This window comes from Lysobacter koreensis, from assembly GCF_042677045.1.
Lineage (GTDB): Bacteria > Pseudomonadota > Gammaproteobacteria > Xanthomonadales > Xanthomonadaceae > Lysobacter_K > Lysobacter_K koreensis.
Genome location: NZ_JBHTIH010000003.1, coordinates 323,344 through 338,995, shown reverse-complemented (window position 1 = coordinate 338,995; position 15,652 = coordinate 323,344). Strand labels below are relative to the sequence as shown.

Here is a 15,652-nt window from a genome sequence, read left to right as displayed (position 1 = left end):
GACAACCGCTACATGAGCCAGGACCTGCTTGACCGCATCGACCAACGCACCCGCCTGGCCGGCCACAACCGGCTGGCGCTGCTGTTGTTCCGCCTGGGCTCGCGTCAGCTTTTTGGCGTCAACGTGTTCAAGGTGCAGGAGGTGCTGCCGCGGCCGCCGCTGTTCACCCTTCCGCAGCTGCCGCCGGCGTTCGCCGGGGCGGCCGACGTGCGCGGGCGCAGCGTGCCGGTGCTGGACCTGGCGCGCGCGATCGGCCACGCCGGCGACGACCCCGATGAACCCAGGTACCTGGTGGTCACCGAGTTCAACCGCTCGGTGCAGGGCTTCCTGGTGGCCGGGGTGGACCGCATCGTCAACATCGCGGTCGAGCAGATCCAGCCGCCCCCGGAGCTTGGCGGCGAAGGCAACTACCTAACCGGCGTCACCCGCCACCAGGGCGAACTGATCCAGCTGATCGACGTGGAAAGCGTGCTGGCCGAGTCGGTGCCGCGTGCCAGCGATGCCGGCGACCTCGCCGCGCTGCCGGCCAGCGGCAGCGGCCCGCGCGAGGTGCTGGTGGTCGACGACTCGCGCGTGGCCCGCAACCAGATCCGCGCGGTGCTGCAGCAGCTCGGGCTGGAGGCGACCCTGCTGTCCGACGGCCGCCAGGCGCTGGACCACCTGCAGGCGCTGGCGCAGAACGGCCAGCCGCCGTGCGAACGCTACGCGATGGTCATTTCCGACATCGAGATGCCGGCGATGGACGGCTACACCCTGACGACGGAAATCCGTCGCGACCCGGCGCTGCGCGGGCTGTTCGTGCTGCTGCACACCTCGCTGTCGGGCGTGTTCAACCAGGCCATGGTCGAGCGGGTGGGCGCCGACGACTTCGTGCCCAAGTACTCCGAGCGCGAGCTGGCGCAACGGGTCGCGGCGCGGATCGGCGCGGCGCGCTGAGCTTGGCCCCTCCCCTTGCGCGCAGCGCAGGGGGGAGATGAGGCGCGCTTGCGAGCCACCGGCTCGCGCGCTGAAGAGCGCTCGCAGGCTGTGCCTGCGAGCCGGACGGCTGGGAGGGGGTGCTTTTGACTTGGCGTGGCAGCCACGAAAGCACCCCTCCCCAACCCGTCCGGCCCACAGACACCGTCTGCGGGCGTTCCTCAGGCCGCAAGCCAATGGCTTGCAAGCGGCCTTCCTCACCCCCTTCGCTACGCGAAAGGGAGGGAGCGAAGGCGGTGCGCGCCCGCCACCACACGCTCTGGCACGCCGCTTGCCTGATCCGGGAGGAACACCAGCCCCCGGAGGGCACATGTCCGACTTCCTAGGCATCCACGGCACCGCGCTGGCCCTGCGCGAGCAGCGCCTGCAGCTGCTCGCCGGCAACATCGCCAACGCCGACACGCCGCACTACCAGGCGCAGGACCTCGACTTCAACGCCGCGTTGCGGGCCGCCCTGCAGCCCCGCGCGGCGATCGGCGGCGATGCGATTGGCGCCGCCGCCGGGTCGGCGCGCTACGCCCGCGCCTCCAGCCAGCCCAGCCTGGACGGCAACACCGTCGACGGCGACCGCGAGAACGCGCTGTTCGCGCAGGCCACGCTGGAGTACCGCGCCTCGCTGTCGTTCGTCGAATCCAAGGTCCGCTCGATGCTGACCGCGATCACCGGCCAATGAAGCCGTCGCCCAATAGCGGGGACGCCGCATGAGCAACCTGCCGATCTTCGACGTCGCCGGCTCGGCGATGACCGCGCAGTCGGTGCGCCTGAGCACCGTGGCCTCCAACCTGGCCAACGCCGACTCGATCGCCGGCACCCCCGACGCGGTGTTCCGCGCCAAGCAGCCGGTGTTCTCGGCCGAAGCGGTGCCCGGCAACCCGGCGCTGGCCGGGGTGCAGGTGACCGAGGTCAGCGAAAGCAACGCCGCGCCGCTCAAGCGCTATGAACCCGGCCACCCGCTCGCCGACGCGCAGGGCTACGTGTACGCGCCCGACATCGACCCGGTCGCGCAGATGGTCGACCTGATCTCCGCCTCGCGCAGCTACCAGGCCAACGTCGAGGTGTTCAACAGCGCCAAGGAACTCGCCATGGCCACCCTGAACATGGGCCGCTGACGCGGCCCGTCCACCGTAAGGAACGCCCCATGAGCACGATCAGCGCCACCGCCGCCGGCGACAGCACGTTTTCCACCCTCGGCCTCGAGCGCCAGCCGGCCACGCGCAACAGCTCGCTCGGCCAGACCGATTTCCTGCGCCTGATGACCGAGCAGCTCAAGAACCAGGACCCGCTCAAGCCGCTCGACAACGCCCAGTTCCTCGGCCAGCTGGCGCAGTTCTCCACCGTGCAGGGCATCGACAAGATGCAGAGCGCGATGGAGGCGGTCGCCAACGTGATGGAGTCCGACCAGACCCTGCGCGCCGCCGCCCTGGTCGGCCACGACGCGCTGGTCGAGGCGTCCACGCTTGACCTGGCCGCCGGCGCCGGCGTCAGCGGCCTGGTCAGCGCGCCGTGGGCCGGGCCGATCACGTTCGAAGTGGTCGATGCCAGCGGCACCCGCGTGCGGCAGATGACCGTCGACGCGCCCGGTGCCGGCGATACCGCGTTCGCATGGGACGGCCGCGACGACGCCGGCCAGCCGGCCGCGGGCGGGCGCTACACGATCCGCGCGGTCAGCGGCAGCGGTGACAACGTCGAAGCGCTGGCGGTGCAGGTCTCCGCGCGCGTGGACAGCGTCTCGATCGAGCCCAACGGGCTGGTCCTCAACCTGGCGGGTCTGGGCAGCCATCCGCTGTCGGCGATCCGCCGCATCGGCTGACCGGCGGGCTGATTTCCTCGCAACCCACCGTCCACCGCAGCCGCCCTTCTCAGCATTCCCATCTCAGGCACTCCCAGGAGCACACCATGAGTTTCCGCATCTCGCTCAGCGGCATGAACGCGGCTTCGGCCGACCTCAACGTCACCTCGCACAACATCGCCAACGCCAACACCACCGGCTTCAAGCAGTCGCGCGCCGAGTTCGGCGACGTGTTCGCGGTCGCCGGTTCCGGGCTGTCGCGCAACGCCATCGGCGCCGGCGTACGCCTGGAGAAGGTCGCGCAGCAATTCAGCCAGGGCAACGTCGATTTCACCGGCAAGTCGCTGGACATGGCGCTGTCGGGTCAGGGCTTCTTCACCCTGTCGGGCAACGGCGCCACGGTCTACTCGCGCGCCGGCAATTTCGGCGCCGACCGCGACGGCTTCGTGGTCAACCCGGCCGGCCAGCGCCTGCAGGTATTCCAGCCCAATGCCGGCGGCAACGGCTTCGACACCGGCCGCATGGGCGACCTGCGCCTGGCCACCGGCGACTCGCCGCCGCGCGCCACCGCACAGGTCAGCGTCGGCACCAACCTGCCCGGCAACGCCAGCGCGCCAACGTTGAGCCCGTTCGATGCCAACGACCCGAGCACCTACAACCACACCACCTCGCTGACCGCGTACGACTCGCTCGGTGCGGCGCACACCCAGTCGATGTACTTCATCAAGACCGCCAACCCGAACGAGTGGCAGGTGCAGACCCAGATCGACGGCACCGACGTCGGCACTCCGCAGACCCTGCAGTACTCGGCCACCGGCCAGCTCACCACGCCGGCCGGCGGCAGCGTCGCCCTGCCCGCCTACATCCCGGCTACCGGCGCGGCGCCGATGACGATCGCCCTGGACGTCGGCACGTCGACCCAGTACGGCAATGCCTTCGGGGTGTCGGCGCTGGTCCAGGACGGCTACGCCACCGGCCGCCTGACCGGCATCGAGGTGTCCAGCGAGGGCATCGTCAACGCGCGCTACACCAACGGCGTGTCCACGCCGCTGGGCCAGGTCGCGCTGACCACGTTCGCCAACCCGCAGGGCATGCAGCCGCTGGGCGACAACGCCTGGGCGGAGACCGCCGACTCGGGCCAGGCGCGCCGCGGCGCGGCGGGCAGTTCCGAATTCGGCCTGGTCCAGGGCGGCGCCCTGGAAGCGTCCAACGTCGACCTGACCGAGCAGCTGGTGAACATGATCACCGCGCAGCGCAACTTCCAGGCCAACGCGCAGATGATCTCGACCCAGGACCAGATCACCCAGACCGTGATCAACATCCGCTGAGGCGGGAGCAGCGCGTAACCCGCCTTGTTCGTCATCCCCGCGCAGGCGGGGATCCACTGACGTTAGGCCACAACCGCGCCGCACCGGCCACTCAGGCTGAAGTCACTGGATTCCCGCTTTCGCGGGAATGACGAGCGACAGATCGCTTCGTCCGTCCTCCCAAAGAAGGCAACCCGCAATGGACAAGGCTCTCTACATCGCGATGACCGGCGCCAGCGCGACGCTGCGCGCGCAGGCGTCGGTCGCGCACAATCTCGCCAACGCCGACACGGTCGGCTTCCAGGCGACGTTGAGCGGCACCGCCGCCGCGCCGGTGGCCGGCGCCGGCCTGCCGTCGCGGGTGGCCGCGGTCGAACGCAGCCACGGCGTCAGCGGCGCCGCCGGCTCGGTCACCACCACCGGCAACCCGCTCGACATCGCGCTGCAGGGCGACCGCTGGCTGGCGGTGCAGGACGCCGCCGGCGGCGTCGCCTACACCCGCGCCGGCGACCTCAAGCTCAGCCAGAACGGCCTGCTCACCACCGGCAGCGGCCGACCGGTGCTCGACCAGGCCGGCGCGCCGATGTCGATCCCGCCCAACGACGCCTTGCAGATCGGCGGCGACGGCACAGTGTCGATCGTGCCGCAGGGCCAGCCGGCCGCGACCATGGCCAGCGCCGGCCGCCTGCAGATCGTCGCGGCCAGCACCCGCGACCTGGTCCGCGGCGAGGACGGCCTGATGCGCGCCGCCCCCGGCACGACCCCGCCCGCGCCCGCCGCCGGCACGGTGCTGACGTCCGGCGTGCTGGAAGGCAGCAACGTCGACGGCACCGCGATGCTGGTGTCGATGATCCAGCTCGCGCGCCAGTTCGAGATGCAGGTACGGGTCTTGCACAGCGGTGACGAGAGCGCGCGCTCGGCCAACAGCCTGCTGTCCTCGCGCTGATGCCGTCACCCTGATTGCCCTGTCCCACCCACGAACACGAGTAGACCGCCATGACCCAGGCTCTGTGGATTGCCAAGACCGGCCTCGATGCGCAGCAGACGCGCATGGCGGTCATTTCCAACAACCTTGCCAACACCAACACCACCGGCTTCAAGCGCGACCGCGCGAGCTTCGAGGACCTGCTGTACCAGACCGTGCGCCAGCCCGGCGGCGCATCGTCCGAGCAGACCCAGCTGCCCAGCGGCCTGTCGACCGGCACCGGCGTGCGCGTGGCCTCCACCGCCAAGCAGTTCGCGCAGGGCAACCTGGCGCAGACCGGCAACGCGCTGGACGTGGCGATCAACGGCCGCGGCTTCTTCGAGGTGCTGATGCCCGACGGCAGCACCGCCTACACCCGCGACGGCAGCTTCCAGATCAACGCCCAGGGCGAGCTGGTCACCAACTCCGGCTACCCGGTGCAACCGGGCCTGCAGCTGCCCGAGGGCGCGCAGAGCGTGACCATCGGCAGCGACGGCACGGTCAGCGTGCAGGTCGCCGGCCAGGCCGAGGCGGTGCAGGTCGGCGCGCTGACGCTGGCCGACTTCGTCAACCCGGCCGGCCTGCAGGCCAAGGGCGAGAACCTGTACGCCGAGACCGGCGCCAGCGGCCCGGCGCAGAGCGGTTCGCCCGGCCAGGGCGGCGTCGGCGCGCTGGTCCAGGGCTCGCTGGAAGGCTCCAACGTCAACGTGGTCGAGGAACTGGTGTCGATGATCGAGACCCAGCGCGCGTACGAGACCAACGCCAAGGCGATCTCGACCACCGACGCGATGCTCGGCTTCCTCAACAACAACCTGTAACGGCGCCTTCCTTTGCGCATTAGGGGGAGCTTGCCGTTGCCCCCGCCCTTGCGCAGCAAGGAGGTTGCCGTTGCCCCTCCCCTTGCGGAGCAGGGGGAGGTTGGGAGGGGGTGCTCTTGATCTGTTCCGCACCAAAGCGCGAAGAGCACCCCTCCCCAGCCCTCCCCTTCGCTACGCGAAAGGGAGGGAGCAAAGCGTCAAAGCCTTCCTTTTGCTGCTTCGCAAGGGAGGGGGCAAACAGCCTTCCCGTCGCACGACATCGCCCACCCTTCCAGGCCATCCCATGAAATTCGCCGCGCTGCTACTCGCCTTCTCCTGCACCGCCCTGTCCGGCTGCGCCAGCCTCGTCGGCGATGTGCGCACGTTCGCACCGGTGGCACCGGCGGCCAGCGCCGTGGCGGTGGTCGCGCCCACCGCCATGGCGGCGGTGCCCACCGCCGGCAACGGCGGCGGCTCGATCTTCGCCAACACCAGCAGCGGCGCCGGCGGCAACCGTGGCCTGCGCCTGTTCCAGGACAGCAAGGCGCGCGAGGTCGGTGACCTGCTGACGATCGTGCTGGTCGAGGACACCCGCGCCAAGACCAACGCCAAGACCGCGGTGACCAAGGACTCGGGCCTCGGCATGTCCGCGCCGACGATCTTCGGCCAGGGCGTCACCGTCAACGGCAAGCCGATCCTGCAGGCCGAGATCGAGGGCAAGCGCAAGTTTGGCGGCGCCGGCGACAGCGCGCAGAGCAACCAGCTCGACGGCGACATCACCGTGACCGTGGTCGAGCAGCTCGGCAACGGCAACCTGCGCGTGGCCGGTGAGAAGCACGTGCGCCTGAACCAGGGCGACGAGCTGGTGCAGCTGCAGGGCATCGTGCGCACCACCGACATCGGCCCCGACAACCGCATCACCTCCGACCGGGTCGGCGAGGCGCAGATCGTCTACGGCGGTCGCGGCACGCTGGCGCGTTCCAACGCGATGGGCTGGCTCGGCCGGTTCTTCAACTCCGCCGCCTTTCCCTACTGAGGACCGCGAGCATGCGTCCGTCCATCGCTTCGATTGTTTCGCTCGCCCTCGCCGGCGTGTTCTGCATGGTCAGCGCCCCGGCCCAGGCCGAGCGCATCAAGGACCTGGCGCAGGTCGCCGGCGTGCGCGGCAACCCGCTGGTCGGCTACGGCCTGGTGGTCGGCCTGGACGGCAGCGGCGACCGCACCAGCCAGACCCCGTTCACCGTGCAGAGCCTGAAGACCATGCTCGACCAGCTCGGGGTGACCATCCCGCCGGGGGTCAACCCGCAGCTCAAGAACGTCGCCGCCGTGGCCATCCAGGCCGAGCTGCCGGCGTTCGCCAAGCCCGGCCAGAGCATCGACATCACCGTCTCGTCGATCGGCAACGCCGGCTCGCTGCGCGGCGGTAGCCTGCTGATGGCGCCGCTGCGCGGCGCCGACGGCCAGATCTACGCGATCGCGCAGGGCACGCTGGTGGTCAGCGGCTTCGGCGCGGCCGGCCGCGACGGCTCGAAGATCTCGGTCAACGCGCCCAACGGCGGCAGCATCCCCAACGGCGCGATCGTCGAACGCGCGGTCGCCGGCGCGGCGCAGACCGGCGTGGTGACCTTGAACCTGCACGAATCCGACTTCACCACCGCCTCGCGCATCGTCAGCGCGATCGACGGCGCGTTCGGCCCCGGCCGCGCGCGAGCGCTGGACGGCGTCACCATCGAGGTCACCCCGCCCAGTGGCGACCGCATCGGCTTCCTGGCGCGGCTGGAAACGCTCGACATCAACCCCGGCGCGGCCGCGGCCAAGGTGATCGTCAACGCCCGCACCGGCACCGTCGTGATGGGCGGCCAGGTCACGGTGCTGCCGGCGGCGGTCTCGCACGGCGCCCTGACGGTCTCGATCACCGAGAACGCGCAGGTCAGCCAGCCGGCCGAATTCGGCCGCGGCGATACCGTGGTCACGCCGCAGTCGACCGTGCAGATGCAGCAGGACGGCAGCCGCATGTTCCTGTTCGCCGGCGGCACCTCGCTGGAGTCGATCGTGCGCGCGGTCAACGCCGTCGGCGCCGCGCCGGGCGACATCGTCGCGATCCTGGAAGCGCTCAAGCGCGCCGGGGCGCTGCGCGCCGAGCTTGAGGTGATCTAAGGGCGGAGCGGGGAAAAGGCGGCGGGAATGGAAAGCGGGAATGGGGACCGGGGAGCGCTGCGTCGATGCGTGTCGCACTTGCCCCCCGCTGACACCCGCCCTGTTTGCTCGTCATCCCCGCGAAGGCGGGGGTGAGGCGCCGCGCTTGCGAGCCGACTGGCTCGCGCGGCACCGAACGCCATCGGGCTGTGCCCGATGGCCGGAGATCGAAGATCCAGCGACGTGGACCGCCCCGGATTGCGTCGGATCTGACGCCAAGAGCTGAAGTCACTGGATCCCCGCCTTCGCGGGGATGACGGCCGGGAGACTTCGGACGCCATGAGAGCCACCCGCATCAGATTCGCCGCATCGGGCCGATAACGCCAAGGAAACCCGGGGAACGGCAGGCACAGCCCTTGCACGGCTCCCGTTGCAGAACTCCCCTCGCCGCCACCGCACCCACACCACGGACCCACGACGCCCCATCGCCGCCCCTCATGCGCCTGCCCTCCGCCACCGCGATCGCCCTGGAACCGTCCTCGACGCCGCCGCGTGCGCGCATCGAAAAGGCCGCGCGCGAGCTGGAGACGCAGTTCGCGCAGATGCTGATCAAGTCGATGCGCAGCGCGTCGATGGGCGATTCGCTGATGGGCGACAACACCACCTACCGCGAGATGTATGACCAGCAGCTCGCGCGTGAACTGAGCAAGGGCCGCGGGCTCGGGCTGGCGCCGATGATCGTGCGCCAGCTCGAGCGCAGCACGCAGGCCGCGGCGCCCGCCGGCGCCACATCCCCTTCTTCCGCACCGACCTCGTTGCCGCTGTCGGCGCCGATCGCGCCGATGCCGCTGGCCGCCCCGGTCGGCGCGCTGTCGATCGGCGGCCTGCCCGGCGCCGTGCCCGCCACGCTGATGCTGGCGCCGTCGCGCGCCGGCGTGTCGATGCCGGGGTTTGCCACGCCCGCGCTCGCCACGCCCGCGTTCGCTGCCGCCCAGGACCTGGCCGCCACCTGCCCGCCCGATGCGCCGCTGGACTGCAGCAGCCCGGAGGCGTTCGTGCAGTCGATCTGGCCGCACGCGCAGAAGACCGCGGCCGAACTGGGCGTGCCGGCCAAGGCGCTGGTCGCGCAGGCCGCGCTGGAAACCGGTTGGGGCCGACGCCTGGTCGGCCGGCAAGGCGTCACCTCGCACAACCTGTTCGGGATCAAGGCCGGCAGCAAATGGGCGGGCGAGCGCATGAGCTCGGCCACCCACGAATTCGTCGACGGCGTGCGCCGCAACGAGCGTGCCGACTTCCGCGCGTACGGTTCGCCCGCCGACAGCTTCGCCGACTACGCGCGCCTGCTCGGCAACGCGCGTTACGCCGGGGCGCGCGGCGCCGGCGACGACACCCACCGTTTTGCCAGCGCGCTGCAGAAGGCCGGTTACGCCACCGACCCGAGCTACGCGGCCAAGATCACCGCGATCGCCAACGGCGCCACGCTCAACCGCGCGCTGGCGGCCTTGCCCGGCTCCACCCACGTGGCCAGCGTCGCCACCCCCGCCGTCAGCATGACCGCGGCGACCCACCTGACCGCGGCCACCAAGGGATAAGCGATGAGCGGACTGCTCTCCACCGGAAGCTCCGCCCTGCTCGCGTTCCAGCGCGCGCTGGGCACCGTCGGCCACAACGTCGCCAACGCCGCCACCCCCGGCTACAGCCGCCAGCGCGTCGAGTTCGCCTCGCGCCCCGGGCAGGCCACCGGAGCGGGCTACGTCGGCCAGGGCGTCGACGTCGCCAAGCTGCAGCGGCTCGCCGACGGCCTGGTGTTCGCGCGCCAGGTCGACAGCCGCGGCGAACTCGGCCGCCTGGGCCAACTGTCCTCGCTGACCGGGCGCGTCGACGCGCTGGTCTCCGATCCGGCCACCGGGCTGTCGGCGCCGTGGTCGGCATTCTTCAACGCTGCCAAGGGCGTCAGCGCCGACCCGGCCTCGCCGGTCGCGCGTGGCCAGTTGCTCGCCGCCGGCGAACAACTCGCCGGGCGCTGGCGCTCGCTCGACGGCCAGCTGGGCGCGCTGGAGACCGAGACCGACCAGCGCATGCAGGGCAAGGTCGGCGAAGCCAACCAGATCGCCCACGAGATCGCCGCGCTCAACCAGGACATCGCCACCGCCGGCAGCAACGCCTCGTCCGACCTGCTCGACGCGCGCGCATTGCGCATCGACAAGCTGGCCTCGCTGGTCGGCGCGGAAACCGTGCCCCAGGACGACGGCTCGCTCAACGTGTTCACCGCCGGCGGCCAGGCCCTCGTGCTCGGCAACCGCGCGATGAAGCTGACCACGGTCGCCGACCCCTACCGCCCCGGCCGCCTGCAACTCGCGTTGCAGGGCAGCGGCGGCGCGGTGCCGTTGCCGGCAGCGACGGTCGCCGGCGAGCTCGGCGGCCTGCTCGAATTCCGCGGCCGCGTGCTCGACCCGGCGCGCGCCGAACTGGGCCGCGTGGCGACGGGTTTTGTCGAAACCTTCAACGCCGCCCAGCGCGCCGGCGTCGACTACAACGGCGCGGTCGGCAGCGACTTCTTCACGATCGCGCCGCCAAGCGTCGACGCGCACGCCGGCAACGCCGGCAGCGCGAGCTTCACCACGAACGTCGCCGACGTCGCCGCGCTCAAGGGCGACAACCTGGTGCTGCGCTTCGACGGCGCCTGGAGCGCGACGCGCGCTGATACCGGCGAAGCGGTGGCGATGACCGGCAGCGGCAGCGCTGCCGATCCGCTGCGGGTCGGCGGCATCGCGCTGGTGGTCGGCGGCGCGCCGGCGGTCGGTGATCGCTACGCGCTGCGCCCCACCGCCGACGCCGCCGGCAGCCTGCGCATGGCGCTGACCGACCCGAACAAGATCGCCGCCGCCGCGCCACTGCAGGCGCGCAACGACGCCAGCAACCTCGGCAATGCGCGCAGCGCATCCGCGCAGGTCACCGACGCGGCCGCGTTCGGCGCATTCGCCGGTGCCACCATCGATTTCATCGACGCCGGCCAGTACACGATCAACGGCGCCGGTCCCTACCCGTACACCGCCGGCAGCGCGATCGCCGATGCCGCGGCCGGCTGGTCGATGACCCTGAGCGGCACGCCGGCGGCCGGCGACAGTTTCACCCTCGCGCGCACGCCGCCGCGCTCCAGCGACAACGGCAACGCGCGCGAGTTGAGCGGGATTGATGCACGCAGCCTGCTCGACGGTGGCAGCCAGTCGTTGACCGCCGGGCTCAGCCAGCTCACCGCGCGGGTCGGCACCGAGGCGCGCCACGCCGACCTGAGTCTGGAGGCGCAATCGGCGATCCACGGCCAGATCAGCGCCGAACGCGAATCGGTCAGCGGCGTCAACCTCGACGAGGAAGCCGCCGACATGCTGCGCTTCCAACAGGCCTACCAGGCCGCGGCGCAGGTGATCAGCACCGCCGACAACATGTTCCAGACCCTGCTATCGGCCGTGCGCCGCTGAGGTTTCCGATGACGCTTCGCATCTCCACCGCCGGGTTGCACGCGCAGGGCTTGAACGCGCTGCTGCAGCGCCAGCAGCAGGTCGCCCGCACCCAGCAGGAGCTGGTCAGCGGCAACAAACTGCAGCGCGCGGCCGACGATCCGGGCGGCATGGCGCAGTCGCAGCGGCTTGACCACGCGCTGGCCACGCTCGACCAGCACGGCAAGAACGCCGGCCTGCTCGAACACCGCTTGCGCTCGCAGGAGTCGGCGCTGACCGACGTCGGCAGCCACCTCACCCGCGCGCGCGAACTGGCGGTGCAGGCCAACAGCGCCGCGCTGTCGGCCACCGACCGCCAATCCATTGCCGCCGAACTGCGCTCGATCCGCGCCGAGGTGCTCAGCATCGCCAACCGCGACGACGGCGCCGGCCGCCGCCTGTTCGCCGGCACGCGCGACGGCGTGGCGCCGTTTGCCGACACCGGCGGCACGGTCAGCTATGCCGGCGACGACGGCCAGAACCGGATCGAGGTCGCGCCCGACCACTCGCTGGCCGACACCGATCCGGGCAGCGAGGTTTTCCTGCGCGTGCGCACCGGCGACGGCGTGGTGCGCGGCAGCGCCGCCGGCGGCAACACCGGCAGCGGCGTGCTGCAGGCCAGCGCGGTCACCGACCACGCGGCCTGGAACGGCCAGGCATTGCGGGTCGAATTCACCGCATCGAACGCCTACCGCGTCGTCGACGCCGGCGGCGCGGTGCTCGCGTCGGGCGCGTATGCCGCCAACACCTCGATCTCCGCCGCCGGCGTGCAGCTGACCCTGACTGGCGCGCCGGCGACCGGCGACGCGTTCGTGGTCGAACGCGCGCCGACCCGCGACGTGTTCGCCACCCTGCAGAACCTGGCCGATGCGCTCGACGCGCCGGTCGGGTCGCCCAGCGAACGGGCGCGTCGCGACAATGCCGTCGGCGCCGCGATCAGCGACCTGGGCAGCGCCCAGAACCACATGCTCGCGCTGCGCGGCGGCACCGGCACGCGCCTGGCCGCGCTCGACAGTGCCGGCGATGCGCGCAGTGCCGGCGAGGTCTCGCTGGCGCAGACCCTGTCGCAGTTGCGCGACGTCGATTACGCCGAAGCCGCCAGCCGGCTGGCATTGCAGCTGACCGCGATGGAAGCGGCGCAGAAGACCATGCTGCGGGTGCAGACGCTGTCGCTGTTCGATCAGCTGTAAGCGCGGAGCGATTTGCCTTCCGAGTCACAACGCGGTTGCAGGGGGGCAGCCCACCGCCGTGGCATGGCGATGGCGGGTTGAACCCGCCCTGCTTCGCCCCGCACCGGAATCCGCTCCCGCAACAGCACGTCTTCTGCGTTTGGATCTCCCTGCCTGCATTTCGCATTTATTTCGCAATTGGTCTTTTTCAGCCCTAAAGCTTGACAACGCAGCGCCGTTATAGATCACAGCAGCGGCGAGGGCATTCAGCCAACACCCTGCAAACCGGCAAGGCCCCTCGTCGCCGCCGGACACAACCTTCCAGGAGATCGCAATCATGCAAGTCATCAACACCAACGTGATGTCGCTCAACTCGCAGCGCAATCTGGCCAAGTCCGGCACCGAGCTGGCCACCAGCCTGCAGCGCCTGTCCTCGGGCATGCGCATCAACAGCGCCAAGGACGACGCCGCCGGCCTCGCCATCGCCAGCCGCTTCACCACCCAGATCCGCGGCATGGACCAGGCCGCGCGCAACGCCAACGACGGCATCTCGCTGTCGCAGACCGCCGAAGGCGCGATGGGCGAGATCGGCAACAACCTGCAGCGCATCCGCGAGCTGGCCGTGCAGTCGCGCAACGCCACCAACTCCGCCACCGACCGCGCCGCGCTGGACGCCGAAGCGCAGCAGCTGAAGTCGGAAATCGACCGCGTTGCCCAGAACACCACCTTCAACGGCGTCAAGCTGCTCGACGGTTCGTTCACCAACCAGGCGTTCCAGGTCGGTGCCAACCAGGGCGAGACGATCTCGATCAACGCGATCGCCAACGCCAACTCGACGGCCCTGGGTACCTATCAGCGCGCTTCGGTCACCGGTGCGGCCGCTACCGACTTCACCGCGATCGCCGCCGGCGCCCTGACCATCGGCGGTGTCTCCGTCGGTGCCATCGCCGCCACCACCGATGGCGCCAGCGGCCGCGCATCGCAGGTCCGCGATGCGGTCAACAGCGTGTCCTCGCAGACCGGCGTCTACGCCATCAACGACACCAACCAGACGGTCACCCTGGTCTCCACGACCGCCGACGTCGTCATCGCCGGCGCCGCCACCACCGCCCAGACCGGCCTGACCGCCGCCACCACGGCGCGCAGCAGCCAGACCGGCTTCGGCTCGCTGGACCTGAAGACCACCGCCGGTGCCGATGCCGCGATGCAGTCGATGGACGCCGCGCTGACCTCGATCAACTCCGCCCGCGCCAGCATGGGTGCGGTCCAGAACCGCTTCAGCTCGGTCGTGGCCAACCTGTCGACGACCTCGGAGAACCTGTCGGCCGCGCGTAGCCGCATCCAGGACGCCGACTTCGCCAAGGAATCCGCGCAGCTGTCGCGCAACCAGATCCTGCAGCAGGCCGGCACCGCGATGCTGGCGCAGGCCAACCAGTCCTCGCAGGGCGTGTTGAGCCTGCTGCGCTGAGGATTGAACGCAGGGCGCGGCAGCCGCCGCGCCCTGCGTTTCCTGCTTCACCCGCTTTCGTTACCACGCGTCGCCTGCATCACGTTTCCGCTCCACCCGTTTCCGCCATCCCGCCGAGGACCTGTCCATGCACCGCGAACGCTCTGACTCCAGGCAGTCGAACGAACGCGCTGCATCGTCCGCGGTGGGATGCTTTTTCTTGCGGGCCTCGTCGTGATCGGCGGGGTCGGCAGTGGCCTGGATGTCGCCACCATCGTCTCGCAGCTGGTCGCTGCCGATCGCGCGCCGTCCGATGCGCGCTTCGATCGCACCGATCGCCAGCTGCAGGCGCAGATCTCCGCGATCGGCACCTTGCGCGGCGCGTTCTCCGGCCTGCGCACCGCGGTAACCGCGCTGTCGGCCAAGGACGCGACGCAAGCCCGGTCCATCAGCGTGCCGGAGGGCTCGGGCTTCTCCGCCACGGCGACCGCCGGCGCCGCGGTCGGCCGCTACCAGGTCGAAGTGCTGGCGCTCGCCAGCGCGCACAAGCTCGGTTCGGCCGCTTTTTCCAGCGCCGACAGCGCGGTCGGCACCGGTGCGCTGAGCGTGACCGCGGGCAGCACCACCCTGGTCGTCGACATCGACGCCAGCAACAACACCCTCGCCGGCATCCGCGACGCGATCAATGCCAAGGCCGCCGGCAAGACCGTCAGCGCCAGCATCGTGACCGGCGACGACGGCGCGCACCTGGTGCTGACCGCACTCGACAGCGGCACCGGCAAGGCGCTGCGGCTGGGCGCCAGCGGCGGCGACGGCGGCCTGTCGGCACTGGCCTACGACCCGCCTGCCGCCAGCACCATGACCCAACTCGCCGTTGCGACAGACGCGCGGGTCAAGGTCGATGGCTACGAGCGCACGGGCGCGAGCAACGCGATCACCGACCTGATCAGCGGCGTGACCCTGACCCTGACCAAGGCCGAACCGGGCACCGTGCGCCAGCTCGGTGTCGCCAGCGACCCGGCCGCACAGCGCAACGCCGCCAAGAACTTCGTCAACGCCTACAACGCCTCGATCGCCAGCATCGCCACCACCACCACCTACAACACCACCACCAAGGTCGCCGCCGCACTCAACGGCGACTCGATGGTGCGTGGCGCCAGCCGCGAGCTGCGCGACACGGTCAGCGCGGAAGTCGGCGACCTCAAGGCGTTGGGCATCTCCATCAACAAGGACGGCACCCTCAAGCTCGACGAGGCCAGCTTCGACGCGGCGATGCTCAAGGACACCGGCCCGGCGACGCGCCTGTTCGGCGCCGGCACCAGCAGCCTGGCCGGCAAGCTTGACGCCACCCTGGACCGCCTGCTCGACGACGACGGCGCGCTCGACAGCCGCAGCGACGGACTGAGCACGCGCAGCAAAGCGCTCGAAAAGCAGCGCAGCGCGCTCGACTTCCGCATGACCCAGGTCCAGGCGCGCTACCTCGCCCAATTCACCGCACTGGATGGCATGGTCACCAAGCTCCAGGGCACCAGCGACTTCCTGACCCAACAGCTCGCCCAGCTGTAAGGCCC

At 70.8% G+C, this 15,652-nt stretch carries 14 protein-coding genes; all 14 read left to right on the top strand.

Features of this window, described 5'->3' with window-relative positions:
* The first annotated feature begins 12 nt into the window (after nucleotides 1-12).
* Nucleotides 13-936: a chemotaxis protein CheV gene (locus tag ACFQZQ_RS06930; protein WP_386812561.1), complete on the top strand. Its 924-nt coding sequence runs from the start codon at nucleotides 13-15 to the stop codon at nucleotides 934-936.
* 349 nt (nucleotides 937-1,285) lie between these two features.
* On the top strand, nucleotides 1,286-1,648 hold the full coding sequence (flgB, locus tag ACFQZQ_RS06925; protein ID WP_386812030.1) for a flagellar basal body rod protein FlgB: 363 nt from the start codon (nucleotides 1,286-1,288) through the stop codon (nucleotides 1,646-1,648).
* A gap of 28 nt (nucleotides 1,649-1,676) precedes the next feature.
* The gene (flgC, locus tag ACFQZQ_RS06920; RefSeq protein WP_386812029.1) at nucleotides 1,677-2,084 is read left to right on the top strand and encodes a flagellar basal body rod protein FlgC; all 408 of its coding nucleotides are present in this window, start codon (nucleotides 1,677-1,679) and stop codon (nucleotides 2,082-2,084) included.
* Nucleotides 2,085-2,113: 29 nt separating this feature from the next.
* Nucleotides 2,114-2,785 (top strand): flagellar hook assembly protein FlgD, encoded by a 672-nt coding sequence (locus ACFQZQ_RS06915; RefSeq protein ID WP_386812028.1) that lies wholly within the window; start codon nucleotides 2,114-2,116, stop codon nucleotides 2,783-2,785.
* Between the two features lie 86 nt (nucleotides 2,786-2,871).
* Nucleotides 2,872-4,092, top strand: coding sequence for a flagellar hook protein FlgE (flgE, locus tag ACFQZQ_RS06910; RefSeq protein WP_386812027.1), 1,221 nt, complete (start codon nucleotides 2,872-2,874; stop codon nucleotides 4,090-4,092).
* A 178-nt stretch (nucleotides 4,093-4,270) separates the two neighbouring features.
* Nucleotides 4,271-5,017, top strand: coding sequence for a flagellar basal body rod protein FlgF (locus tag ACFQZQ_RS06905; RefSeq protein WP_386812026.1), 747 nt, complete (start codon nucleotides 4,271-4,273; stop codon nucleotides 5,015-5,017).
* A 50-nt stretch (nucleotides 5,018-5,067) separates the two neighbouring features.
* Nucleotides 5,068-5,853, top strand: a complete 786-nt coding sequence (gene flgG, locus ACFQZQ_RS06900; RefSeq protein WP_386812025.1) for a flagellar basal-body rod protein FlgG — start codon at nucleotides 5,068-5,070, stop codon at nucleotides 5,851-5,853.
* 283 nt (nucleotides 5,854-6,136) lie between these two features.
* Complete coding sequence (locus ACFQZQ_RS06895; RefSeq protein ID WP_386812024.1) at nucleotides 6,137-6,868, top strand: flagellar basal body L-ring protein FlgH; 732 nt, start codon at nucleotides 6,137-6,139, stop codon at nucleotides 6,866-6,868.
* 11 nt (nucleotides 6,869-6,879) lie between these two features.
* Entirely contained in the window at nucleotides 6,880-7,989 is a 1,110-nt protein-coding gene (locus ACFQZQ_RS06890) for a flagellar basal body P-ring protein FlgI (RefSeq protein WP_386812023.1), read from the top strand.
* Nucleotides 7,990-8,465: 476 nt separating this feature from the next.
* Nucleotides 8,466-9,560 (top strand): flagellar assembly peptidoglycan hydrolase FlgJ, encoded by a 1,095-nt coding sequence (gene flgJ, locus ACFQZQ_RS06885; RefSeq protein ID WP_386812022.1) that lies wholly within the window; start codon nucleotides 8,466-8,468, stop codon nucleotides 9,558-9,560.
* A 3-nt stretch (nucleotides 9,561-9,563) separates the two neighbouring features.
* On the top strand, nucleotides 9,564-11,447 hold the full coding sequence (gene flgK / locus ACFQZQ_RS06880) for a flagellar hook-associated protein FlgK (protein WP_386812021.1): 1,884 nt from the start codon (nucleotides 9,564-9,566) through the stop codon (nucleotides 11,445-11,447).
* Between the two features lie 8 nt (nucleotides 11,448-11,455).
* On the top strand, nucleotides 11,456-12,655 hold the full coding sequence (gene flgL / locus ACFQZQ_RS06875; RefSeq protein ID WP_386812020.1) for a flagellar hook-associated protein FlgL: 1,200 nt from the start codon (nucleotides 11,456-11,458) through the stop codon (nucleotides 12,653-12,655).
* Nucleotides 12,656-12,968: 313 nt separating this feature from the next.
* Nucleotides 12,969-14,102: a flagellin gene (locus tag ACFQZQ_RS06870; protein WP_386812560.1), complete on the top strand. Its 1,134-nt coding sequence runs from the start codon at nucleotides 12,969-12,971 to the stop codon at nucleotides 14,100-14,102.
* A 189-nt stretch (nucleotides 14,103-14,291) separates the two neighbouring features.
* Nucleotides 14,292-15,647, top strand: coding sequence for a flagellar filament capping protein FliD (gene fliD / locus ACFQZQ_RS06865; protein ID WP_386812019.1), 1,356 nt, complete (start codon nucleotides 14,292-14,294; stop codon nucleotides 15,645-15,647).
* Nucleotides 15,648-15,652 lie beyond the last annotated feature (5 nt).

Coding starts and splice junctions, on each gene's coding strand:
- ACFQZQ_RS06930 (WP_386812561.1), top strand. CDS start 13: ATGAGCCAGGACCTGCTTGACCGCATCGACCAACGCACCCGCCTGGCC.
- flgB (WP_386812030.1), top strand. CDS start 1,286: ATGTCCGACTTCCTAGGCATCCACGGCACCGCGCTGGCCCTGCGCGAG.
- flgC (WP_386812029.1), top strand. CDS start 1,677: ATGAGCAACCTGCCGATCTTCGACGTCGCCGGCTCGGCGATGACCGCG.
- ACFQZQ_RS06915 (WP_386812028.1), top strand. CDS start 2,114: ATGAGCACGATCAGCGCCACCGCCGCCGGCGACAGCACGTTTTCCACC.
- flgE (WP_386812027.1), top strand. CDS start 2,872: ATGAGTTTCCGCATCTCGCTCAGCGGCATGAACGCGGCTTCGGCCGAC.
- ACFQZQ_RS06905 (WP_386812026.1), top strand. CDS start 4,271: ATGGACAAGGCTCTCTACATCGCGATGACCGGCGCCAGCGCGACGCTG.
- flgG (WP_386812025.1), top strand. CDS start 5,068: ATGACCCAGGCTCTGTGGATTGCCAAGACCGGCCTCGATGCGCAGCAG.
- ACFQZQ_RS06895 (WP_386812024.1), top strand. CDS start 6,137: ATGAAATTCGCCGCGCTGCTACTCGCCTTCTCCTGCACCGCCCTGTCC.
- ACFQZQ_RS06890 (WP_386812023.1), top strand. CDS start 6,880: ATGCGTCCGTCCATCGCTTCGATTGTTTCGCTCGCCCTCGCCGGCGTG.
- flgJ (WP_386812022.1), top strand. CDS start 8,466: ATGCGCCTGCCCTCCGCCACCGCGATCGCCCTGGAACCGTCCTCGACG.
- flgK (WP_386812021.1), top strand. CDS start 9,564: ATGAGCGGACTGCTCTCCACCGGAAGCTCCGCCCTGCTCGCGTTCCAG.
- flgL (WP_386812020.1), top strand. CDS start 11,456: ATGACGCTTCGCATCTCCACCGCCGGGTTGCACGCGCAGGGCTTGAAC.
- fliD (WP_386812019.1), top strand. CDS start 14,292: ATGCTTTTTCTTGCGGGCCTCGTCGTGATCGGCGGGGTCGGCAGTGGC.